Below are 21,220 nucleotides of genomic sequence, written 5' to 3'. Positions count from 1 at the left end.
GTCAGGACCTCCGTGGGCTCCGTCAGGAACTCCGGGGGCTTCGTCAGGACCTCCGTGGGGCCTTCGGGAGCCACAGCAGCATCAGCAGGGCCGCGACCAGGAGGATCGCCGTCGACACGCGGAAGGCGACCGCGTAGCCGGCGGTGAGGGCCACGGGGTCGGGGGCGCCGTTCGTGGGGCCGGTGACGGCCGCGGCGACGGTGGAGAGGGCGGCGAGGCCGAGGGCGCCGCCCATGGTGCGGGAGGTGTTCACGAGGCCGGCGACGAGTCCCGCGTCGTCCGGGGAGGCGCTCGACGTGGCGAGGGTGGCCAGCGGGGTGGTGGCGAGGCCGATGCCGGCCATCATCACGATTCCGGGACCCAGGATCGTCCCCAGGAAGGTGCCGTCCGCGGTCATCGCCGACTGCCAGGCGAAGCCGGCGGCGCCGACGAGGGCGCCGAGCACGGCGAGGTTGCGGGCGCCGACCGCCGGCATCAGACGCGGGGCGAGCTTGGAGCCGAGGACGACGGCGAGGGAGCTGGGGACCAGGGCGAGGCCCGCCTGGAGCGGGGTGTGGCCGAGGACGCTCTGCGCGTACACCGTCATGAAGAACCACATCCCGAAGGAGCTCGAACCGCACAGCAGGATCGCCGCGTTGGCCGCCGCCACCGCGCGCGTGCGGAAGATCTTCAGCGGCATGAGCGGGGCGGCCGTGCGGGCCTCCACGGCGGCGAACGCGCCGAGGAGCGCGAGACCGCCGAGGAGCGTCAGCAGGGTCGTGGGGTCGGTCCAGCCCGCCTCCTCCGTCTGCACGATGCCGTACGCGAGGGTGGCGAGCCCGGCGGTGACGAGCACGGCACCCGGCAGGTCGAGCCGGCGCCCCGCGCCGGTCCGGCCCTCGCGCAGCCCGAGCAGCGCGGCGGCGAGGATCAGCGCGCCGACGGGGACGTTGACGAGCAGCACCCAGCGCCACGAGAGCAGGTCGACGAGGAGGCCGCCGACGAAACCGCCCGCCGCGCCGCCGGCCGCCCCGACCGCCGTCCAGGTGCCGATGGCCCGGGTCCTCGCCGCACCGGCCGGGACGGCGTCCGTGACCAGGGTCAGCGTGGCGGGCGCGAGGACGGCGGCGCCGAGTCCCTGCACCGCCCGCCCGGCGACCAGCTGCCAGCCCTCCTGGGCCAGCCCGCCCGCGACCGAGGCCGCGGTGAACAGCCCGAGCCCGAGCAGGAACATCGCCTTCCGCCCGTACAGGTCGGCCGCCCGCCCGCCCAGCAGCATGAAGCCGGCGAACGCGATGGCGTACGCGTTGAGCACCCACTGGAGGGCGAGGTCCGACAGCCCCAGGCCGGCCCGCATCGACGGCAGCGCGACGTTCACGACGGAGACGTCGAGCACGACGAGGAACTGGCCCGCGCAGGCGATCAGGACGACCGCCCAGGGCCGGACCCGCCCGGCCGTCGGAGGAGCGTCGGACGTGCTGGTGGCGGCGGAGTCGGTCTGCGGCATGTGTGTCATGGTCGCCGACCGGCTTCGCCGCCGTACATACGACATGAGCCCTACGCCCTGCGGCACGGGCCTGGGTCCTGCGGCGCGGGCCCCAGGTCCTGCGGCGCGGGGCTGCGACGTGCGGGGGGCCTGCGACGTGCAGGGGGGCGGCCTGTGCACTACGGCGTGCGGCGCGGCCCTACGCCTTCCGCAGCAGGGTGACCACCGCCGCCCCGCCGAGCCCGATGTTGTGCGCGAGGCCGACCCGCGCGCCCGTCACCTGGCGTGGGCCCGCCTCGCCCCGGAGCTGCCAGACCAGTTCGGCGGTCTGGGCGAGGCCCGTCGCGCCGAGCGGGTGGCCCTTGGAGATGAGGCCGCCGGAGGGGTTCACGACCCAGCGGCCGCCGTAGGTGGTGGCGCCGGACTCGACGAGCTTGCCGGAGGCGCCGTCCTCGCACATGCCGAGCGCCTCGTAGGTGAGCAGCTCGTTGACGGAGAAGCAGTCGTGGAGTTCGACGACGTCGACGTCCTCGATGCCGAGCCCGGAGCGCTCGTACGCCTGGCGGGCGGCGGCCCGGGACATGGGGCGGCCGACGGCGTCGATGCAGGAGCCCGAGGCGAAGGACTCCTCGGTGTCGGTGGTCATCGCCTGGCCGGCGATCTCCACCGCGCGCCCGCGCAGCCCGTGTTCGTCGACGAAGCGCTCGGAGACGACGAGGGCGGCCGCCGCGCCGTCGGAGGTGGGCGAGCACTGGAGCTTGGTCAGGGGCCGGTGGACGGTCTTCGCGGCGAGGATCTCGTCGACCGTGTAGACGTCCTGGAACTGGGCGTTGGGATTGTTCGCCGAGTGCTGGTGGTTCTTGGCGCCGACGGCCGCGAGCTGCACCTCCGTCGTCCCGTACCGCTCCATGTGCTCGCGGGCCGCGTTGCCGAAGATCTGGGCGGTGGGCGGGGACATCTCGAAGCCGTGCGCGGCCGCCATGATCCCGTAGTGCCGGGCGACGGGGGAGGTCGCGAAGTCCCCGGCGCCCGACCCGCCGCCGAGGGCGCCCCTGGTCATCTTCTCGAAGCCGAGGGCGAGGACGCAGTCGGCGACTCCGCCCTCGACGAACTGGCGGGCGGTCATGAGGGCGGTGGAGCCGGTCGCGCAGTTGTTGTTGAGGTTGTAGACGGGGATGCCGCTGAGTCCGAGTTCGTAGACGGCCCGCTGTCCGGCGGTGGAGGCCTGGAAGCAGTAGCCGACGGCGGCCTGCTCCACGCGCGCATAGGGGACGCCCGCGTCGGCGAGGGCCGCCGTGCCGGCCTCCCTGGCCATGTCCCAGTACTGCCAGTCCCGTGTCTCGGGCTTCTCGAACCTGGTCATCCCGACACCGACGACGTACGCCTTGCCCATCTTCCGGTCCCCCTCAGTCTCTCGGCAGTCCGAGCAGGCGCTCGGCGACGACATTGAGCTGTACTTGTGTGGTGCCGCCCGCGATGGTGAGGCAGCGGGACATGAGCAGTCCGTGGACCGCCCGTTCGCCGGGGCCCTCGCGCACCGCGCCCTCGGGGCCCAGGAGTTCGAGGGTGAGCTCGGCGAGCTTCTGCTGGTGGAGGGTCTGGACGAGCTTGCGGACGCTGGCGCCCGCGCCCGGTTCGAGGCCGGAGACCTGGAGCAGGGTGGTCCGCAGGCCGATGCACGCGAGCGCGTGCGCCTCGGCGAGCAGGCCCCCGACCCGTACGCGGACCGAGCTGTCCTCCCTCGCCGCCCGGTCGATGAGCGCTTCGAGGCCGGTGTCGAAGGCGACCTGGTCGGCCATGTGGACGCGCTCGTTGCCGAGGGTGTTGCGGGCGACCCGCCAGCCGTCGTTCACCTCGCCGACGACTGCGTCGGCCGGGAGGACCGCGTCGTCGAACCAGACCTCGTTGAAGAGCGAGTCCCCGGTGATCTCCTTCAGCGGCCTGACGTCGATCCCGGGGGTGTTCCGCATGTCGACGAGGAAGTACGTGAGTCCCTGGTGCTTGGGGGCGGCGGGGTCGGTACGGGCGAGCAGGATGCCGTGATGGGCCCACTGGGCCGCGCTCGTCCACACCTTCTGCCCGTTGATCCGCCAGCGCCCGTCCTCCGTGCGCTCGGCGCGGGTGCGGAGGGAGGCGAGGTCGGAACCCGCCCCCGGCTCGGAGAACAGCTGGCACCAGAGGCGTTCGCCGCGCAGGGTCGGGCCGAGGTGCTCGGCCTGCTGCGCGGGGGTGCCGTGGGCGAGGAGCGACGGGACGACCCAGGTGGCGATCCCGAGGCCGGAGACGGTGATCCCGGCCTCGTCCAGCTCCCGCTGGACGGCGAGCTGCCGGACCGGGCCCGCGCCGAGCCCGTACGGCTCCGGCAGGTGCGGCGCCGCGTAGCCGGTGGGCGCGAGGGCGCGCCGGGCGGCGGCCGGGTCGAGCCCGGCGGCGGGGGCGACGGCCTCGCGGGCCGCCGCCCGGTAGGCGTCGGCCTCCGGCGGCAGTTCCGTGCGCAGCTCCCGCCGTACGCCCGCGGCCGCGTGGCGCAGGGCGGCCAGCCGGTGGTGGTCCCCCGTGCCGAGGAGCTGGCGGGCGACGACGGCGCGCCGGAGCAGGAGGTGCGCGTCGTGCTCCCAGGTGAAGCCGGTGCCGCCGAGGATCTGGATGCAGTCCTTGGCGCAGGTGTACGCGGCGTCGAGGGCCGTGGCGGCGGCGAGGGAGGCGGTGAGCGGGCGGGCCCCGTCGTGTCCGGCGGCGGCCCCGGCGGCGTCCCAGGTGAGCGCCCGCGCCTGTTCGAGCCGTACGAGCATGTCGGCGCAGAGGTGCTTGACCCCCTGGAACCGTCCGATGGGCCGGCCGAACTGCTCCCGGTTCCTGGCGTGTTCGGCGGCGGTCTCGACGGCGCGGGCGGCGGTGCCGCAGGCGTCGGCCGCGAGGAGGACGGCGGCGAGGTCGTGGACGAGCCCGGTGCCGGGCACGGTGCCGCCGGAGGGGTCCTCGAAGACGAGTGCGCGGGCGGCGGGGACGTGGGTGGCGCGGGCGGTGACCTCGGCGGTCGGCCGGGTCGGGTCGGCGCTCTCGTGGGGGCGGACGGCGAGCCCTTCGGTGTCGACGGCGAGCAGGACGCTGCCGTCCGCGGTGGCCGCCCGCAGGATGACCAGGTCCGCCTGGGCGCCGCCGAGGACGGGGGGCGCCGTGCCGTCGAGGAGGTATCCGCTCGCGGTCCGTACGGCGGTCAGCGTCCCGGTCCCGCCGAGCGCGACGGCCCCGATCCGCTCCCCGCGCGCGATCTCCCCGGCCGTCCGTGTCCGACCGGCCCGGTGCAGGATCTCGGCGGCCAGCACGGAGGGCAGGTACGGCCCCGGCAGCAGCGCCCGCGCCGCTTCCTCCACGACGACGACGAGGTCGCCGAGCCCGCCTCCGCCGCCTCCTGACTCCTCCGGCAGGTGCAGCCCGAGGAGCCCCTGCTCGGCGGCGGCGTCCCAGTACGCGGGCCGGCCGGTCGCGGTGTCGGGGACGTCCAGGTGCTTGCGGACCTCCTCGGGCGGTACGGCGCGTGCGAGCCAGCCCCGGACGGATCGGGCGAGCTCCCGCTGTTCGTGCGTGATGGCGATGCCCATGCGCCGCAGACTAGAACACGTTCCATTCTGACGGAAGGTCAGAAACGAGAGGGAAAAGCCTGCGTGACGCAGGGGAATTCGAGGTAGAGTCTTCTGCGTGACGCAGAGAATGCGTTGCACAGTCACTCGTGTTGTCACTGTCGAGGAGGAATCCCATGCTCACCGTCGCCGTCACCGGGGCCACCGGAGCCCAGGGCGGAGCCACCGCCCGCAGCCTGCTCGCCGCGGGCCACCGGGTGCGGGCCCTCACCCGCCGCCCCGACTCCCCCGCCGCCGACGCCCTGCGCGTCCTCGGCGCCGAGGTGCGGTTCGCGGACTTCGACGACCGCTCCTCGCTCGACGCCGCCCTCGCGGGCGCCGACTCCCTGTTCGCCGTCACCGCCTTCGAGGGCGGCGCCGAGGTCGAGGTCCGGCAGGGCACGTCCCTCGTCGACGCGGCGGCCGCCGCCCGCCTGGGCCACGTCGTCCTCACCTCCGTCGCCCACGCCGACCGCGACACCGGCGTCCCGCACTACGAGAGCAAGCGGACGATCGAGCACCACCTGCGCGCCTCCGGCACGCCCTGGACGGTGATCGGCCCCGCCGCCTTCATGGACAACTACACCGGCGGCTGGACCGCCGACGGCCTGCGCGGCGGCACCTTCGCCTGGCCGATGCCGGCCGACCGCCCCCTCGCCCTCATCTCCGCGCGGGACATCGGTGCCTTCGCCGCCCTCGCCCTCCAGCGCCGGGAGGACCTCGCGGGCCTGCGCATCGACATCGCGTCGGACGAGCGCACCCCCGGCGAGATGACCGGCGTCCTCGCCTCCGCCCTGGGCCGCCCGGTGACCTACGAGGAGGTCCCCCTCGCCTACGTCCGCACCCGGTCCACGGACCTGGCCGCGATGTTCTCGTACTTCACCACGTCCGGCCTCGACGTCGACGTCGCCGGACTCCGCCGCGACTTCCCCGAGATCGGCTGGCACAGCTTCGGCGACTGGGCCCGGATCCAGGACTGGACGGCCATACTCACGCCAGGACCCACGCCCGAGCCCGCTCACCACTGACCCCGCCGACACCGCAGAGACCGCAGAGACCGCCGTCACGGCCGTCACGGCCGTCACCGCCGTCATGGCCGTCATGGCCGTCATGGCCGTCATGGCCGTCATGGCCGTCATGGCCGTCACCACGGTCGCCGCCGGCACCGACGTCGCTCACAGGAGATCCCGCATGGAACCCAAGGCCAAGCCCATCGGCTACCTACTCAACCGCACCGACGAGGCCCTCACCCGCGTCATGGACGGCACGCTCGCGGAGTTCGGGCTCACCCGCGTCGCCTGGCAGGTCCTCAACCTCGTCGGAGAAGGCGACGGGACCACGGACGCCGAGGTCCACTCGGTCCTCTCGGCCAACGCCGACGCCCCCACCCTGACCGCCGCCGTCGACACCGTCCTCGCCGACGGCTGGGCCACCCGCCCGGCCCCTGGCCGACTCGCCCTCACCCCCGACGGCGGCCACCGGCTGGCCGAGGTCGCGTCGCACGTCGCCGCGTTCCGCACCCGGTCCGTCGACGGCATCACGACGGACGAGTACCGCACCGCCGTCCGCGTCCTGGAGCGCATGATCGAAAACCTGGAAGGGCCGCGCCCCTGACCCCGGAGCTGTGGCAGCATCCCCGCGGAGACCGAGCCGCACACGGGGGGCGAGATGGGCGCGAGTTGGACCGCTTTACTGATAGCCGTGGTGGGCGTGGCGGGAACGCTGGGGGCCGCGCTGCTGACGCAGAACCGCGCGGACCGCACCAAGCGCATGGAGCTCCAGGCCGCCGCCGAGCAGCGGCGCGAGGAGCGCGGCCACGCCGAGGAGGTGCTCCGGGTGGAGCACGCCCGGCAGGCGCAGCGCGAGAGCCTGGAGCGCCGGCGCACCTGCTACATCGCGCTGAACACCGCCACGCGCCAGTACCTGACGTCGATGAACAACCACCTCCACGCACTCCGCCGGGGCGAGGACGCCGTCGAGTCCCTGGAGCAGCTGGAGGCGGGCCGACTGGCCTACCGGGACGTCTACGCGGAGGCGCAGATGATCGTCCCGGACCCGGTGGCGCGCGCCTCCAGCGCGGTCAAGCGACGGCTGAACAGCGCGTACAGCGAGATCAGGGAGTACGGGACGGACCTCGCCGCGCACGCGGAGGAGATCGCGGCCATGGAGGCGCGGCTCCACGAGGAGGTCTGGCCCTACCTGGGGGCGATGAAGAAGTCGATGCGCGCCGACCTGGGCGTCGACGACTGAGCCGGTCCCGTTGTCAGTGGTGCCTGCCAGGCTGTCGGTACAGCAGGGCACACGACAGTGAGAGCGAGCACGCCATGGGCACCTGGGACATCGGCCCCTTCGACAACGACACCGCCGCCGACTTCTCCTACCGCGTGGACGAGGCGCCGGCGGAGAAGAAGGCGGACGTCCTGCGCACCGCCTTCCGCGACGTGATCGGGACCGGCGACGCGTACCTGGACGCGGACCTGGCGGACGAGGCCATCGCCTCCGCGGCCCTGCTCGCGGCCCAGTGCCCGGGCGGCGAGCCGGTCACCACCTCGTACGGTCCGAAGGACCCGCTGCCGCCCCTCCCGGCCGAGCTGCGGCCGGAGGCCGTGGCGGCCCTCGACCGGATCCTCACCGAGCCCTCCGAACTCCTGGAACTCTGGGAGGAGTCGGACGGCGAGGAGTGGAAGACGGGCGTCAGGAAGCTGCGGGCGGTCCTGGCGGGGGCCTGACCCGGACGACTCCCCGGCGGGACCGTCCGACGACCGTCCGGGGAGGGCCGGTCGGAGGAGGGTGTGGTTCGCGGGCGGCGGGTAGGGCACGATGGGCGCCCGTAGCCGCGTACCCGCCAGTAGGAGTCACCATGTCCGAGCCCACTCCCGAGATCCTTGCCGCCTTCGAGGCGGCGAAGGGCTTCATGCCCGTGGTGGAGGGGCTGGCGCTCTACGACGCCGCCGCGGAGGCCGCGAAGCTCGGGCTGCCGCTGCTGGAGGTCGGGACGTACTGCGGGCGGTCGACGATCCTGCTGGCCGACGTGGCGCGGCAGGGGGGGACGGTCGCGGTGACCGTGGACCACCACCGGGGCAGCGAGGAGCAGCAGCCGGGCTGGGAGTACCACGACCCGACGGTGGTGGACCCGGAGGTGGGCCTCATGGACACGCTGCCGACCTTCCGCCGGACGCTCCACAAGGCGGGCCTCGAAGAGCACGTGGTGGCGGTCGTCGGCCGTTCGCCGCTGGTCGCGAAGGCCTGGGGCGGGCAGCTCGGCCTGGTGTTCATCGACGGCGGGCACACCGACGAGCACGCCACGAACGACTACGAGGGCTGGGCCCCCAAGGTCGCCCTCGGGGGCCTGCTCGTCATCCACGACGTCTTCCCGAACCCGGAGGACGGCGGCCAGGCCCCGTACCGGATCTACCTCCGCGCCCTGGAGTCGGGCGACTTCGAGGAGGTCTCGGTCACCGACTCGCTGCGGGTGCTCCGCCGCGTGGGCTGAGCCGGGCCGGTCGCCGCCGTGCCGCCGCCGTGCCGCCTCCCGCGCCCCGTCCGGGCGCGCCGGGTCAGTACCCGGACGTCACGTAGAGGCAGTTGGTGTAGCTGTAGCCGGGTTCGATCTTCGCCTTGCTGGACTTGGTGTCACCCGCGGTCGCGGTGCCGGTGGACGTCCGCTTCTGGAGGAAGTGGTAGTCGCCGGCGGGCAGCAGCAGGGTCGCCTTCGGGTACTTCGAGGACGGCCCGGTGCAGGCCTTGACCTTCTCGCCGTTCGAGAAGATCGGACCGGGGTACTTGGTGCAGGTCCCGCACGCCTTGAGGGTGACCTTGCCGGTCATCGGGCCGGTGTAGAGCAGCTCGACCTCGCCGGGGCCGTCGTTGCTCACCACCATGACCATCCGGCTGCCGCCGGGGACGTCCGCCGGGGGCAGGCTCTTGCCGGCCGCCGGTTCCTCGTCGGCGATCTCGGCCGCGATGGCGATCGAGCGGGCGTGCGCCGCCTGCGGGCTGCTCGGGTACGCCTTGGCGTAGTCGGTCATGGTCGTGATCGCGGCGGCGAAGTCCTTGTTCTTGAACTGGGAGGTGCCGCAGGCGAAGTCGCCCGTCTGCACCGCGTCGGCGGCCTCCTTCGCGGCGCCCTGGATCGACGGGTCCGACATGTTGTCGAGGGAGGACCGGAGCGCGCGCAGCTCGGCGGTGGTGTCGCAGGGCGCGGAGCCGCCGGCGAGGGCGGTCTTCCGGGTCTTGATCGCCGCACGGACGGCCGGCTCGACGCGGGTCGCGTGGCTCGACTTCGGGAAGGTCTTCAGGAGTTCGTTGAGGCTCTCGCTGGCCGTCGGGTCGGCCGTCTGCACGCCGAGCGCGGCGGTCCCGCACTCGTAGAGGGACTCGGCGAGCGGATCGTCGGTCTTGGCGGGCCGGGAGCCGAGGAGGTCCTTGTCGACCGTGCCGGCCAGCCCCCGCAGGTGCTTCAGCGGCGGGACGGCCTCGCAGTACCGCTTCTTCCCGTACGGGGCGGAGACGGTCGCGTAGTACGCGTCGAGGCGCTCGGGGACCAGCTTCCCGGCCCGCGACCCCGCGTGCCGCGTGCCGAGGTCCTCGTACGTGGAGAGCGCCGTGCGGAAGGTCGGCTCGGCCTTGTCGAAGGCGAGCCCGTCGGCGGACTTCACGAGGGCGTCCGCCGCCGCGAGCAGTTCGAGCAGCGCCTGCTCCTTCGCCTCGTCCCGCGCCGCCCCGTACGCGAGCGAACCGCCCGCGGGCACGGCCAGGAGCACGAGGGCGAGCGGCAGCGCGAGGCGCCGGAGCGACGCGCCGATCCGCAGCGTGGCGCGCAGTCCGCGCCGGGCCCCGTCGGCGGCGGCGGCCAGCAGGAAGACGCCGTAGCCGGCGAGGACCCCGACGGGCACGCCGTCGACGTCCGCGGGGAGCGCGAACACCAGCAGCGCGGCCGTGGCGAGCCAGCAGAGCGCCGCCCCCACCCAGTTGCGCAGCAGCACGTACCCGAGGCCGAGGCAGGACAGGTTCAGCAGCCCGATCATCGCGGCCTGCGCCGCGTTCGCCTCCCCGCGCGGCTGCGCGGGCGGCTGCGGCCCGTACCCGGGCGGCGGACCGTATCCGGGCGGCCCGTATCCCGGCGGCGGCCCGTAGCCGGGCGGCGCCCCGGGCGGCGGCGCCGCGACCCCGCCGCCCGACCAGCCGGGTGCGGGCGCGGGCCCGGCCCCCTCGCCGCGGCCGGGCGGGACCTCGCCCCCACCGCCGGGCACCGCGCCGGGCGCCGCACCGAACGCGAGCGTGGGCGTCCCGGGAGCGGCCGGAGCCGCGGCCGGAGCCGCGGGCGCGGCCGGGGTCACGGGAGCGGCCGAGGTCGGTGCCGGGGTCGTGGGCTTCGTCAGGTTCGGAGCGGTCCACGGCGGCTCGGCGGCTCGTGGCGGGCCCTCGGGCGCGGGCGGCGCGGCCGGTGCCGGAGTCCGCGGGTCTGCCGGGGCCACCGGGCCCGCCGGGTCTAAGGTTCTGTCGTCCGGAATGCGGTCGGACGGTTCGGGACGTGCGTCGTTCGGCTCTTCCCCCACCACGGTTCCCCCTCGTGGTCCATGCGCGGTGACACCCCACCGTCGCTCTTCTCACCTACCCTTCACCGTCCCCGCACACGCGTCCGCGGTTCCGGGAAGCGGTGACCAACCTGCGACCTTCGCCCTGCGGGAATTCGCGCCGCCCAGGGCCTAGAGTCGCTGGGTGCCGTACGACCACCGGAACACCGCCCGCCGTACCCTCGCCCTCGCCCTCGCAGCCACGGGCTGCTGCGCCGTGCTCGCCGGATGCGCGGCCTCTCAGGCCGCCCCGTCCTCCGGAAAGGCCCAGGAGACCCGGGAAGCCCAGGAGACCCGGGAGGCCCAGGGCAGTCAGTCCCGTCCTCCGCTGGCCTCCGCCCCGACGCCGACCCGTTCGCCCGCGTCCGCGCCGGCGTCCCGGGGCGGTGGGTCCCTGGCCGGCCGGACCGTCGTCATCGACCCCGGTCACAACTCCGGCAATTTCCGTCATTCCACGGAAATCAACCAGAAGGTGAACATCGGGACGAACCGCAAGGAGTGCGACACCACCGGCACCTCCACCGACGCGGGGTACACGGAGGCGTCGTTCACGCTCGACGTCTCGCACCGGCTGCGGGACCTGCTCACGGCGCGCGGCGCGAAGGTGGTGCTCACCCACGACGCCGACCGCCCGTGGGGTCCGTGCATCGACGAGCGGGCCCGCATCGGCAACGCCGCCCGCGCCGACGCCGTGGTCTCCGTCCACGCGGACGGTTCGGCGGTCGGCCACCGCGGCTTCCATGTGATCCTTCCCGCACGGGTGCGCGGCGACGCGGCGGACACCGCGCCGATCGTGGCGCCGTCGCGGGCGCTGGGCGAGCGGATCGCCGACCGGTTCGCGCGCGCGACCGGAACGTCCCCCGCCAACTACCTCGCCGGAGGTACGGGGTTGGACGTGCGCGACGATCTCGGCGGCCTCAATCTGTCAACCGTGCCCAAGGTCTTCGTCGAATGCGGCAATATGCGTGATCCGAAGGATGCGCGGCTGCTCACGTCGCCGACGTGGCGGCAGAAGGCGGCACAGGGCATCGCGGACGGCATCGCGACCTACCTCGAGGGGTAGAACCGGCGAGCGATAGATTCGCTCCGTACGATGGGGCCGCCCCCGTGCCGCGAGGCCCCGAGTGCCACCCCCCGACGCGACGACCGACGAACGACGAAGGACTCTTACGTGAATATCCGCTCCCTCACCCGAGGCGATGGCGTGCTGATCGGTGCAGCGGTGGTGCTGTTCATCGCCTCGTTCCTCGGCTACGCCAGCTGTGACGGCCCGGCGTCCATCTGCGACCAGATCGACACCCCGAACTCGTGGGAGGTGTCGCCGCTCGGCTGGGGCTCCTTCTTCCTCGGCATCGCCGGCGTCGCCCTCGTGGTCGTCTCCCACGGCCTGCCGCAGCAGCGCAAGGTCGTCGGCCTGGAACTGAACCAGGTGGGTGCCGCGTTCACCGTCGCCTCCGCGTGGACCCTGCTGATGTGGGTCTTCGAGGCGACGAACGCCGGTGCGGGCCTGATCCTCGGCCTGATCGCCTCCCTGGTCGCGGCCGGTGCCGCGGTGGCCGGCCCGCTGGTGCCCGCGCTGAAGGCGCCGCTGGTCGGTGCGCCGAGCCCGCAGGCCCCGCAGCCGTACGGCATGCAGCCGGGTCAGCAGGGTCAGCCGGGCGTTCCCGGCGGCTACGGCTACCCGGGCGCGCAGCACCCGCAGTACGGCGGACCGCAGGACCCGTCGCAGGGTGCGGGCCAGCCGTTCGGCGCGCAGGCCGCCGCCCCGCAGCCGCAGGCCCCGCAGCAGCCGGAGCCGCAGGCCCAGGCCCCGCAGCCGGCGGCGCCCGCCGCGGACTTCGCGCCGTTCTGGTTCGCGGTCCCGGTCGCCCGTCCGCTGTACGCGGAGGACGGCTCGCAGGCGCCGATCGCCGAACTGGCGCCCGGCACCTGGTACCTGGCGGTCGAGCAGCGCGGTCCGGCCCTGGTGGCCCAGACGCAGGACGGCCGCCGCGGCGTCCTCCAGGACACCACGGGCATCCAGCGCGGCTAGGTCGCGCGCGCATCCCGCAGGCGACGGCCCCCCGTCCGGAATCACTTCCGGGCGGGGGGCCGTTGCCGTACAGTGCCCGCACTATCTGATGGATCGTCAGAAAGGTTGCGGGGCATGCGACTCGGACTCGCCCTCGGCTACTGGGGCCGCGGCCCCACGCCGGCCCACCTCGAACTCGCCCGGGAGGCCGAGCGGCTCGGCTACGACTCGGTGTGGACGGCGGAGGCCTGGGGTTCGGACGCCTTCACGGCGCTGACCTGGATCGCCGCGCACACCAACCGGATCAGGCTGGGCACGGCCGTCGCGCAGATGGCCGCGCGCGCCCCGACGACGACCGCGATGCACGCGCTCACCCTCGACCACCTCTCCGGCGGGCGCCTGCTCCTCGGACTCGGCCTGTCCGGGCCGCAGGTCGTCGAGGGCTGGTACGGCCGGCCCTTCCCCCGCTCCCCGCTGACCGCGACCCGCGAGTACGTGGACGTGGTCCGGCAGGTCCTGCGCCGCGAGGGCCCGGTCCGGCTCGACGGGCGGCACCACTCCCACCCGTACTCCGGCGCGGACGGCACCGGCCTCGGCAAGGCCCTCAAGCCGATCACCCACCCGCTGCGCGCCGACGTGCCCGTCCTGCTCGGCGCCGAGGGGCCCAGGAACGTCGCGCAGACCCTCGCCATCGCCGACGGCTGGCTGCCCCTCTACTGGACGCCCGACCGCTGGGCCGAGGTGTACGCGCTCCCCGAGAGCCTGCCGGAGGGCTTCCTGGTGGCCCCGATGGTCCGGGCGCAGCTCTGCGACGACGTGGCGGCCGGCCTGCTGCCGGTCAAGGCGATGCTCGGCTTCTACATCGGCGGCATGGGACACGCGGCCCGCAACTTCCACGCCGACCTGATGGGGCGGATGGGGTACGGGAAGGAGGCCGGGCGGATCCAGGAGCTGTTCGCGGCCGGGCGGCGCGAGGAGGCCGTGCTCGCCGTTCCGGACGCCTTCGCGGACGAGATCTCGCTCGTCGGCCCGCGCGCGCGGATCGCCGAACGGCTCGACTCGTGGCGGCGGGGCCCGGTGACGGACCTCCTCGTCACGTCACCGGACCCCGCCACGCTCCGCGTCCTCGCGGAACTCAACGCCTGAGGGTGCCCCTACCCGCCCAGTTGCGAGGCGCTGGGCACCTTGTCGACGACCTCGGCGCCGGCGCTCTTGCCGGCGCCCTTGACGCTGTTGATGACGCTCTCGAAGGCGCCGACGTCGGCGGCGCCCGCCTCGCCCTTGCGGAGCTTCGTCCCGAGGTCCTTCAGCGACTCGATCCCCGCCGAGAGCGGCGCGACCGCCTTCGAGAGCAGCGGGTCGCCCTTGGCGTTGTTCACGGCCGCCTTGAGCCGGTTGTAGGTGAACGCGCCCGCGAGGCCCGCCTTCACCAGCGCGAGGGTACGGCCGTCGGCACCCTTCTGGAACTTGCCCGCGCGGTACGGCTTCACGATCCACTGGTACGCGGCGCCCGCCGCCAGGCCCGCGTTGGCCACGAAGCGGGTCTTCGCCAGCTTCTGCTGCTCGAAGGTGCTCGTGCTCGTCGGGGTCACGGTGGTGCCCGCGCTCTGGGCCGCGTCGTCGCCGTCGCACGCGGCGGTCGTCAGGAGCAGGGTGCAGGACAGGAGCAGCGCCACGACGCCACGCGCGACGGTTCTGGGCACGACAGACAAGACGGGACCTCCCTGAGGACTGTGGCGCCAGCCTCACCCCGGCCCCCCGGGCCCGCCACCCGGGTGACTCCGAACGGGGCCCGCGGCCCGCCCGCGCGTCCCCTCGCTCCCACCGTCCCCCCAGGTCCCGACCGTGGGACGTCCCGACCCGTCCCCGGGACACCGCGGTTCCTGGCCCCGCCGCCCCCGGAGATCCGACAGTGACCGGAGGTTCAGGACGGCTCCGGACGATTCGGGGCTCAGGGGGTATCCAGGATGAGGCACCAGGTGTGCGACGCGGGTGGACGATGCCAGTGGTTCTACGCGAACCCCGACGCCCGGCTGCGACCGGGCGTCGGGGTGTACCGGGGCTTCCGGTCGAGGGCGGGAACGGCACAGGAGCACGTGGTGGTGCCGACCGGGCGGGTGTCGCTGCTCATCGGGTTCGGAGGCGAGCTGCGGCTCGCCCGGACAGCCGCACCGGGCGGGGCGGGGACCGCCGGGCCCGCGCACAGGTCGGTGGTGTCCGGGCTGCACACCCGCGCCCGGGTGCTCGGGCACCGCGGTGACCTCCACGGGATCGAGGTCACCCTCGCCCCGTGGGCGGCGTACCGGCTCTTCGGTACCTCCCTCCGCGAGCTCGCGGACACGGTCACCGATCCGGCCGACGTCCTCGGCGGCCGCGTCCGGGACCTCGCCGCCGCACTGGAGGCCACACACGACTGGCGGCGGCGCTTCGCCCTGCTGGACGAGACCCTGCTGCGCTGGTCGTCGGAGGTCGCGCCGGAGCACGAACCCTCACCGGCGGTCCTGGAGGCGTGGCGGCTGCTCGGCCTCACGGCGGGGACGGTGCCCGTGCGGGAACTCGCCGACCGGACCGGCTGGAGCCTGCGGCACCTGGAGAACCGGTTCCGCGAGCAGATCGGGCTCGCCCCGAAGAGCCTGGCCCGGGTCCTGCGGCTGAACCGCGCCATCCGGGAGCTGGCGGCGGGCGAGCGGGCCGCCGACACCGCGCTCGCGTGCGGGTTCTACGACCAGTCCCACCTCAGCCGCGAGTTCAGCGCGATGACGGGACTGCCGCCGGGCCGCTTCCTGGCCGCCGGCAACCGGACGAGCGCGTGGCTGACCGGCTGCCGGAACGGATCGCCCGGACCATCCGGATCGACCAGGTCGCCCGGATCACTCAGGTCGACCGGATCGACCGGAGCTCGTTTTCGTCCAATACCCGGAACCGGGCCGCGTGTGAGCCTTGCGGCGAACGGCCCGACAGGTCACGGCACTTCTTCTTCTGGAGCTCCCTCATGAACAAGGTACTGGCCGCTCTCACGGCTGCGGGCATCGCCGCCGCCTCCCTGGTCGCCGTCGCCCCCACGGCCTCCGCGGCAGGGTGCGTGACGACCGGGATCACGACGGGCACCGGCGGCGTCGGAACGGTGGCGTACAAAGCCGCCTCCGGCTGCGGCGACCTGAACCTGACCTACGCCGACGACACCAACCTCGGCTGGGAGGAGTACGCGGGCTACTACAAGAACGCCTCCGGCACCTGGACCCAGGGCTCGCGCGGCTACGTCTACGTGGAGGACGGCTGGTACGGCCTGGACCAGGTCGTCCTGGTCTCCGGCCTCACCAGCGGCCGGGCGTTCAGCGTCGCCAGCCGCTGGGAGGGCGGCGACTACGTCCAGATCACCCACTGACACCGGGCGTGGGGCCCCCCCCCCCAGCGGGGGGGCCCCCCCCCCCCCCCCGCCCCCCGTCCCGCCCCGAGCGCCACGGAGGTCGCGCCGGCCATGCCTCGTCCCGCCCGCCACTCGCACCGTCCCGGCCGCCTCCGAGCCGCCGCCCTGTGCGCCGCCGCCCTGCCCGTCCTCCTCGGCGCCTGCACGGCCACCCCGGCCCCGGGCGCCCCCGCCCCGGACGCCCCGCAGCCGCACGCCGCCGCCACGCCCGCCCCGGTGTCGTACGCCATGCCGGCGGACGCCGTGTCCCTGGTGCTGCCGACGACGGGCGAGGGCACCCGGTGGACGCAGGGCCTGGACGCCTTCGGGCGGCTGGCCGCCGCATGGGCGGTCGACGGGTGCGCGCGCCGGCTCGGCGTGCCCGTGCCGGACTCGCCGCCGCCGATGTTCACCCGGTACTCCGGCCTGCCCGACCTGGACTTCCTCGACGCCCACGGCTTCGGGGGCGGCACCGCCGTCCCCGGCACGCCGCCCGCGACGCGACCCACGACGGACCCGTCCGCCCGACTCGGCCCGGAACCGCGGCGGTGTCTCGCCGAAGGAAGGGCCGTGGGGCGGGAACTCGCCGCGGTCTACGCCCGGCTGCAGTCGGGCTGGTTCGCGGAGGTCGCCTCGGTCGACCGGGCGCCCGCGGTCCGGCAGGCCTACGCCGGCCTCGGCGACTGCCTCGCCGCCCACCAGGTGAACGCCCGCGACGAAGCGGCCTTCCTCACCCTCGTCGACCAGCGCCTCCAGGCCGCCGACACCACCGCCGCCCGTGGTCTGGGGAGCGTCTACGCGACCTGCATGAAGCCCGTGGAGGCCGCGCGGGAGCCGCTGCGCGCGAAGGCGGCGGCGGCGTTCCGCGTCTCGAACTCCGCCGAGATCACCCGGGTGCGCAGCGAACTCCCCCAGAAGATCGACGAGTTGGAGAAGCGCTACCGGATCCGGATCTCGTTCCCCACGACCTGAGGTACCGGATCAGCCGCAGCAGTCCGGTTCGAGGCCCGCCGGGAGACGTTCGCCGCCGAAGACGGCGACCGTGGCCTCCTCGCCGCCGAGGGCGGCGACCGCGAGCAGCAGGGAGCCGGCGGTCCAGCTGGTCTGCTCCTCGGGCCAGACGGCCTTGTCGGCCTCCTCGTCGCCCTCGAAGACGTACCCCGTCCAGTACATGCCGTTCTCGGCCCGCAGGTGCCCGATGTCCTGGAGGACCGCGAGGGCCCGGTCGGACTCCCCCATCGCCCAGAGCGTGAGGGCCAGCTCGCAGGACTCGCCGCCCGTGACCCACGGGTTCGGCACGACGCACCGCACGCCGAGGCCGGGCACGACGAACGTGTCCCAGTCGGCGTCGATGCGGGCCTGCGCCTCGGGCCCGGTGATCGCGCCGCCGAGGACCGGGTAGTACCAGTCCATCGAGTAGCGCGACTTGTCGAGGAAGCGTTCGGGGTGCCGGCGGATCGCGTGGCCGAGCGCCCCCGCCGCCAGCTCCCAGTCGGGCTGTGCCTCCTCGCGGACCTCGGCGATGGCGAGGGCGCAGCGGAGTGCCTGGTGGATCGACGAGCTGCCGGTGAGCAGCGCGTCCTCGACCGCCGTGCCGTCGGGCTCGCGCTTCCAGCCGATCTGGCCGCCGGGCTGCTGGAGCCCGAGGACGAACTCGACGGCCGCGTAGACGACGGGCCACATCCGGTCGAGGAAGGCGTCGTCGCCGGTGGACAGGTAGTGGTGCCAGACGCCGACCGCTATGTACGCGACGAAGTTGGACTCCCGGCTGCGGTCGGTGACCCGGTCCGCCTCCCCGTCCTGGTAGGCCGCGTACCAGGAGCCGTCGCCGTTCTGGTGCCGGGCGAGCCACTCGTAGGCGCGGGCGGCCGCGGCGTGCTCACCGGCCGCGTCCAGGGCCATGGCGGCCTCGGTGTGGTCCCACGGGTCGAGGTGGTGTCCGCGGAACCACGGGATGGCGCCGTCCTCGCGCTGCCCGGCGAGTATGCCTGCGACGGTCTCGGCGGCCTGCTCGGCGGTGAGCACCCCGGGCAGGACGAGGTGCTCCGCGATCCGCTCGGGGCTCGTCACTTGGCGTCGGCCTTCGGGAGGTGCGGCTTGGTCGCGTACGCCACGAAGCTCTTGCCGACGACCGGGTTGAGCAGCTGCTCGGCGACCCGGGTCAGGGCGGGCTTCTTCATGATGTCCCAGACCAGCAGCTTGTGGTACGCGCGGACCGGCAGCGCCTTGTCGTTGTCGACGCCGAAGGCGCACTTCAGCCACCAGTACGGCGAGTGCAGCGCGTGCGCGTGGTGGGTGCCGTACGGCCGGAGCCCGGCCTGCCGGATCTTGCCGAGGAGCTCGTCCGCCTTGTAGATGCGGATGTGGCCGCCCTCGACCTCGTGGTACGCGTCGGAGAGCGCCCAGCAGACCTTCTCGGGGCCGTACCGCGGCACGGTGATCGCGATCCGGCCGCCCGGCTTGAGGACGCGGACCATCTCGGCGAGCACGCCCTTGTCGTCCGGGATGTGCTCCATGACCTCGGAGATGATCACGACGTCGAAGGACTCGTCGGGGAAGGGCAGGTTGAGCGCGTCGCCCTCCATGGCCGTGGCGGTCGCCCCGGCGGGGGCCTCCCCGGCCTCCTTCATCGCCGCGAACCACTTGGCGACCTCGCGGATCTCCTCGCCGTTCTGGTCGAGGGCCACGACCTGCGCGCCGCGCCGGTAGCACTCGAAGGCGTGCCTGCCCGCACCGCAGCCCAGGTCGAGCACACGATCGCCGGGGGCGAGCGGGAAGCGGGTGAAGTCGACGGTCAGCACGAGATCCTGCTTTCGGGGTTGAAGGTTGTGGGCAAGCGTTCCGCCGGGGCGGAACGGGTGGGCACAACCCACCCGCCGGACTGCGCCCGGCGACGGCGGCGCGCCGTCACCGGCGGACTCCCGCACCCTGGCGGGCGACGGCCTCCCGGTACAGCTCGGCCGTGCCCTGCGCCGCGCGCGCCCAGGTGAACCTCGCGAGCACCCGTGCCCGCCCCGCCGCACCGAGCCGGGCGCGCAGCTCGGGGTCGCCCAGCACCCGCCCCAGCGCGGCGGCCAGCGCCCCCGCGTCGCCCGGCGGCACCGCCAGACAGGTCTCGCCGTCGGGCCCGGCGACCTCGGGGATGGCCCCGCCGGTGGTGGCCACCAGTGGCGTCCCCGTGGCCATGGCCTCGGCGGCCGGCAGCGAGAACCCCTCGTACAGCGAGGGCACGCAGGACACCTGCGCCGAGCGCACCAGGTCGACGAGTTCGGCGTCGCTGATGCCCTTGACGAACTCGACGGCGCCTTCGAGCCCGTACCGCTCGATGGCCGCGGCGACGGGGCCCTGCTCGGCGCGCTTGCCGACGACGACGAGGTGGGCGTCGGGGTTCTCGGTGCGGAGCTTGGCGAGCGCCTCGACGAGGTGGACGAGGCCCTTGAGGGGGACGTCGGCGCTGGAGGTGGTGACGATCCGGCCGGGGACCTCGGCGACGGCCGGGTCCGGGGACCAGAGGGTCGTGTCGGCGCCGATGTGGACGACCTGGATGCGGTCCTCGCGGACGCCGAGGTGCTCGACGATCTCCTGGCGGGAGGTGCCGGAGACGGTGAGCACGGACTCCATGCGGCGGGCGACCCGCTTCTGCATGCGGGTGAAGGCGTACCAGCGGCGGACGGAGGCGCGGCGCTTCCAGTCGGCGGCGGCGTCGAGTTCGAGCTGCCGGTCGACGGTGATGGGGTGGTGGATCGTGGCGACGAGCGGTGCGCCGAGGGCGCGGGCGCCGCCGAGGAGCCCGTATCCGAGGGTCTGGTTGTCGTGGACGACGTCGAAGTCGCCGCGCCGGGCGGCGAGCATGCGCCGGGCGCGCAGGGAGAAGGTGAGGGGCTCGGGGAAGCCGCCGGTCCACATGGTGGCGACCTCGAGTCCGTCGATCCAGTCCCGGTACTCCTCGCGCTTCGGCGTCCGGAAGGGGTCCGGCGAGCGGTAGAGGTCGAGGCTCGCTATCTCGGTGAGCGGCACGCCCTCGTCGAGGGTGGGGTACGGCTGGGAGCCGATGACCTCGACGGAGTGTCCGAGACGGGCGAGTTCGCGGGACAGGTGCCGGACGTAGACGCCCTGCCCGCCGCAGAACGGGTTCCCCTTGTACGTGAGGAGAGCGATCCGCAACGGTCCGTCACCGGCCGCGGTGACGCCCTGTCGGGGGCCTGCCTCTATGGCCTCAGCGGTCATGCGCGACCCCCTTCGAGCGTGCGTTTCGCCGGAGCGTAACCGCTCGCGCTAATCTAGAACAAGTTACAGACTTGATCGTTCGGGATCTTCTCGCCCGGCCGCCCACCGGTCTTCTCGATCCTCCGGGGAGGACAGAATCTACCGGCAGGTAGCTCCGCCGTGAGAGCCGGAACAGGTGATTCGCGCCACGGCGGCGGCACCGCTACTGTCGCTCCCCACCGCACGGAACGGGACCTCATGACCGCAGAGAACAGAGCGGACCACAGACCCGCATCGCCGCCCCTCACGGAGCGCCAGGAGGCGCGGCGCCGCCGCATCCTGAACGCCAGCGCCCAGCTCGCGGCGCGGGGCGGCTTCGACGCCGTGCAGATGCGGGAGGTCGCCGAGGCGGCCGGGGTGGCCCTGGGGACGCTGTACCGCTACTTCCCCTCCAAGATCCACCTGCTGGTCGCGACCATGCAGGACCAGCTCCAGCACATGCACACCACCCTGCGGAAGCGGCCGCCCGCCGGCGCCGCCCCGGCCGAGCGGGTCGCGGAGACCCTGATGCGGGCGTTCCGCGCGCTCCAGCGGGAGCCGCAGCTGGCCGACGCGATGGTGCGGGCGCTGACCTTCGCCGACCGCAGCGTGAGCCCCGAGGTCGACACGGTCTCGCGGCTGACGACCGCGATCATCCTGGACGCGATGGGCGCCGACCACCCCACTCCGTCGCAGCTCTCCGCGGTCCGGGTGATCGAGCACACCTGGCACTCGGCGCTGATCACCTGGCTGTCCGGGCGCGCGTCGATCGCACAGGTGAAGATCGACATCGAGACGGTCTGCCGGCTCATCGACCTCACGGCCCCGGAGCCGGAGACGTCCTGACGGGTGCCGCCCGCGCCCCCGGCGGTCCGGCCCCCGGCGGTCCGGCCGCCG

Annotated in this window: 20 protein-coding genes; 12 read left to right on the top strand and 8 right to left on the bottom strand. The window is 74.1% G+C overall.

Going from position 1 to position 21,220, the window contains the following annotated elements:
• Nucleotides 1–43 precede the first annotated feature (43 nt).
• The 3 genes from ACFCY7_RS02660 to ACFCY7_RS02650 form a co-directional block, all read right to left on the bottom strand.
• On the bottom strand, nucleotides 44–1,495 hold the full coding sequence (locus tag ACFCY7_RS02660; protein ID WP_376480638.1) for an MFS transporter: 1,452 nt from the start codon (nucleotides 1,493–1,495) through the stop codon (nucleotides 44–46).
• A 169-nt stretch (nucleotides 1,496–1,664) separates the two neighbouring features.
• Entirely contained in the window at nucleotides 1,665–2,858 is a 1,194-nt protein-coding gene (locus tag ACFCY7_RS02655) for a lipid-transfer protein (RefSeq protein WP_376480636.1), read from the bottom strand.
• A 13-nt stretch (nucleotides 2,859–2,871) separates the two neighbouring features.
• Nucleotides 2,872–5,067, bottom strand: a complete 2,196-nt coding sequence (locus ACFCY7_RS02650) for an acyl-CoA dehydrogenase (protein ID WP_376480635.1) — start codon at nucleotides 5,065–5,067, stop codon at nucleotides 2,872–2,874.
• 155 nt (nucleotides 5,068–5,222) lie between these two features.
• On the opposite strand from ACFCY7_RS02650, the gene ACFCY7_RS02645 reads away from it, so the two are divergent.
• From ACFCY7_RS02645 to ACFCY7_RS02625, 5 genes are all read left to right on the top strand, one after another.
• Complete coding sequence (locus ACFCY7_RS02645; protein WP_376480633.1) at nucleotides 5,223–6,113, top strand: NmrA/HSCARG family protein; 891 nt, start codon at nucleotides 5,223–5,225, stop codon at nucleotides 6,111–6,113.
• A gap of 64 nt (nucleotides 6,114–6,177) precedes the next feature.
• Complete coding sequence (locus tag ACFCY7_RS02640) at nucleotides 6,178–6,699, top strand: MarR family winged helix-turn-helix transcriptional regulator (RefSeq protein ID WP_376480631.1); 522 nt, start codon at nucleotides 6,178–6,180, stop codon at nucleotides 6,697–6,699.
• A 54-nt stretch (nucleotides 6,700–6,753) separates the two neighbouring features.
• A complete protein-coding gene (locus ACFCY7_RS02635; protein WP_376480629.1) occupies nucleotides 6,754–7,335 on the top strand; it encodes a hypothetical protein in 582 nt (193 codons plus the stop codon).
• Between the two features lie 74 nt (nucleotides 7,336–7,409).
• Complete coding sequence (locus ACFCY7_RS02630; protein WP_376480627.1) at nucleotides 7,410–7,814, top strand: DUF4259 domain-containing protein; 405 nt, start codon at nucleotides 7,410–7,412, stop codon at nucleotides 7,812–7,814.
• A 131-nt stretch (nucleotides 7,815–7,945) separates the two neighbouring features.
• Nucleotides 7,946–8,578 carry a class I SAM-dependent methyltransferase gene (locus ACFCY7_RS02625; protein ID WP_376480626.1) on the top strand — a complete coding sequence of 211 codons (633 nt, stop codon included), beginning with the start codon at nucleotides 7,946–7,948 and terminating at the stop codon, nucleotides 8,576–8,578.
• Nucleotides 8,579–8,642: 64 nt separating this feature from the next.
• Here ACFCY7_RS02625 and ACFCY7_RS02620 read toward each other — a convergent pair whose 3' ends face one another.
• Nucleotides 8,643–10,424, bottom strand: coding sequence for a hypothetical protein (locus ACFCY7_RS02620; protein WP_376480624.1), 1,782 nt, complete (start codon nucleotides 10,422–10,424; stop codon nucleotides 8,643–8,645).
• A gap of 382 nt (nucleotides 10,425–10,806) precedes the next feature.
• Here ACFCY7_RS02620 and ACFCY7_RS02615 point away from each other — a divergent pair, with 382 nt between their 5' ends.
• From ACFCY7_RS02615 to ACFCY7_RS02605, 3 genes are all read left to right on the top strand, one after another.
• Nucleotides 10,807–11,724 carry an N-acetylmuramoyl-L-alanine amidase gene (locus ACFCY7_RS02615; RefSeq protein ID WP_376480622.1) on the top strand — a complete coding sequence of 306 codons (918 nt, stop codon included), beginning with the start codon at nucleotides 10,807–10,809 and terminating at the stop codon, nucleotides 11,722–11,724.
• Between the two features lie 108 nt (nucleotides 11,725–11,832).
• On the top strand, nucleotides 11,833–12,693 hold the full coding sequence (locus ACFCY7_RS02610) for a DUF5336 domain-containing protein (RefSeq protein ID WP_376480620.1): 861 nt from the start codon (nucleotides 11,833–11,835) through the stop codon (nucleotides 12,691–12,693).
• A gap of 114 nt (nucleotides 12,694–12,807) precedes the next feature.
• The gene (locus ACFCY7_RS02605) at nucleotides 12,808–13,818 is read left to right on the top strand and encodes an LLM class F420-dependent oxidoreductase (protein WP_376480619.1); all 1,011 of its coding nucleotides are present in this window, start codon (nucleotides 12,808–12,810) and stop codon (nucleotides 13,816–13,818) included.
• An 8-nt stretch (nucleotides 13,819–13,826) separates the two neighbouring features.
• On the opposite strand, the gene ACFCY7_RS02600 is transcribed toward ACFCY7_RS02605, so the two are convergent.
• On the bottom strand, nucleotides 13,827–14,375 hold the full coding sequence (locus ACFCY7_RS02600; protein WP_376480795.1) for a hypothetical protein: 549 nt from the start codon (nucleotides 14,373–14,375) through the stop codon (nucleotides 13,827–13,829).
• A 264-nt stretch (nucleotides 14,376–14,639) separates the two neighbouring features.
• Here ACFCY7_RS02600 and ACFCY7_RS02595 point away from each other — a divergent pair, with 264 nt between their 5' ends.
• From ACFCY7_RS02595 to ACFCY7_RS02585, 3 genes are all read left to right on the top strand, one after another.
• Entirely contained in the window at nucleotides 14,640–15,668 is a 1,029-nt protein-coding gene (locus tag ACFCY7_RS02595) for a helix-turn-helix domain-containing protein (RefSeq protein ID WP_376480617.1), read from the top strand.
• Nucleotides 15,665–16,057 carry a hypothetical protein gene (locus ACFCY7_RS02590; RefSeq protein ID WP_376480615.1) on the top strand — a complete coding sequence of 131 codons (393 nt, stop codon included), beginning with the start codon at nucleotides 15,665–15,667 and terminating at the stop codon, nucleotides 16,055–16,057. Before ACFCY7_RS02595 ends, ACFCY7_RS02590 begins: the two co-directional genes overlap by 4 nt.
• Before the next feature lie 93 nt (nucleotides 16,058–16,150).
• The gene (locus ACFCY7_RS02585; protein ID WP_376480613.1) at nucleotides 16,151–17,050 is read left to right on the top strand and encodes a hypothetical protein; all 900 of its coding nucleotides are present in this window, start codon (nucleotides 16,151–16,153) and stop codon (nucleotides 17,048–17,050) included.
• Nucleotides 17,051–17,059: 9 nt separating this feature from the next.
• On the opposite strand, the gene ACFCY7_RS02580 is transcribed toward ACFCY7_RS02585, so the two are convergent.
• From ACFCY7_RS02580 to ACFCY7_RS02570, 3 genes are all read right to left on the bottom strand, one after another.
• A complete protein-coding gene (locus ACFCY7_RS02580) occupies nucleotides 17,060–18,148 on the bottom strand; it encodes a prenyltransferase (RefSeq protein ID WP_376480611.1) in 1,089 nt (362 codons plus the stop codon).
• On the bottom strand, nucleotides 18,145–18,879 hold the full coding sequence (locus ACFCY7_RS02575; RefSeq protein WP_367825505.1) for a class I SAM-dependent methyltransferase: 735 nt from the start codon (nucleotides 18,877–18,879) through the stop codon (nucleotides 18,145–18,147). Before ACFCY7_RS02575 ends, ACFCY7_RS02580 begins: the two co-directional genes overlap by 4 nt.
• A gap of 106 nt (nucleotides 18,880–18,985) precedes the next feature.
• Nucleotides 18,986–20,305 carry a glycosyltransferase family 4 protein gene (locus tag ACFCY7_RS02570; RefSeq protein WP_376480610.1) on the bottom strand — a complete coding sequence of 440 codons (1,320 nt, stop codon included), beginning with the start codon at nucleotides 20,303–20,305 and terminating at the stop codon, nucleotides 18,986–18,988.
• A 237-nt stretch (nucleotides 20,306–20,542) separates the two neighbouring features.
• Between ACFCY7_RS02570 and ACFCY7_RS02565 the strand changes: the two genes are divergently transcribed.
• On the top strand, nucleotides 20,543–21,169 hold the full coding sequence (locus ACFCY7_RS02565; protein WP_376480609.1) for a TetR family transcriptional regulator: 627 nt from the start codon (nucleotides 20,543–20,545) through the stop codon (nucleotides 21,167–21,169).
• The last annotated feature ends 51 nt before the right edge of the window (nucleotides 21,170–21,220 follow it).

This window comes from Streptomyces sp. NPDC056361 (genome assembly GCF_042262805.1).
GTDB lineage: Bacteria > Actinomycetota > Actinomycetes > Streptomycetales > Streptomycetaceae > Streptomyces.
Note: the sequence above shows the minus strand (reverse complement) of the source record. Positions and strands in the feature narration are given on the sequence as shown.

Excerpts from the sequence above, each read along its gene's own strand:
- ACFCY7_RS02630 (WP_376480627.1), top strand. The coding sequence starts at position 7,410 with ATGGGCACCTGGGACATCGGCCCCTTCGACAACGACACCGCCGCCGAC.
- ACFCY7_RS02625 (WP_376480626.1), top strand. The coding sequence starts at position 7,946 with ATGTCCGAGCCCACTCCCGAGATCCTTGCCGCCTTCGAGGCGGCGAAG.
- ACFCY7_RS02595 (WP_376480617.1), top strand. The coding sequence starts at position 14,640 with ATGAGGCACCAGGTGTGCGACGCGGGTGGACGATGCCAGTGGTTCTAC.
- ACFCY7_RS02590 (WP_376480615.1), top strand. The coding sequence starts at position 15,665 with ATGAACAAGGTACTGGCCGCTCTCACGGCTGCGGGCATCGCCGCCGCC.
- ACFCY7_RS02565 (WP_376480609.1), top strand. The coding sequence starts at position 20,543 with ATGACCGCAGAGAACAGAGCGGACCACAGACCCGCATCGCCGCCCCTC.
- ACFCY7_RS02570 (WP_376480610.1), bottom strand. The coding sequence starts at position 20,305 with ATGACCGCTGAGGCCATAGAGGCAGGCCCCCGACAGGGCGTCACCGCG.
- ACFCY7_RS02585 (WP_376480613.1), top strand. The coding sequence starts at position 16,151 with ATGCCTCGTCCCGCCCGCCACTCGCACCGTCCCGGCCGCCTCCGAGCC.
- ACFCY7_RS02645 (WP_376480633.1), top strand. The coding sequence starts at position 5,223 with ATGCTCACCGTCGCCGTCACCGGGGCCACCGGAGCCCAGGGCGGAGCC.
- ACFCY7_RS02660 (WP_376480638.1), bottom strand. The coding sequence starts at position 1,495 with ATGACACACATGCCGCAGACCGACTCCGCCGCCACCAGCACGTCCGAC.
- ACFCY7_RS02635 (WP_376480629.1), top strand. The coding sequence starts at position 6,754 with ATGGGCGCGAGTTGGACCGCTTTACTGATAGCCGTGGTGGGCGTGGCG.
- ACFCY7_RS02640 (WP_376480631.1), top strand. The coding sequence starts at position 6,178 with ATGGCCGTCATGGCCGTCATGGCCGTCATGGCCGTCATGGCCGTCATG.
- ACFCY7_RS02655 (WP_376480636.1), bottom strand. The coding sequence starts at position 2,858 with ATGGGCAAGGCGTACGTCGTCGGTGTCGGGATGACCAGGTTCGAGAAG.
- ACFCY7_RS02650 (WP_376480635.1), bottom strand. The coding sequence starts at position 5,067 with ATGGGCATCGCCATCACGCACGAACAGCGGGAGCTCGCCCGATCCGTC.
- ACFCY7_RS02605 (WP_376480619.1), top strand. The coding sequence starts at position 12,808 with ATGCGACTCGGACTCGCCCTCGGCTACTGGGGCCGCGGCCCCACGCCG.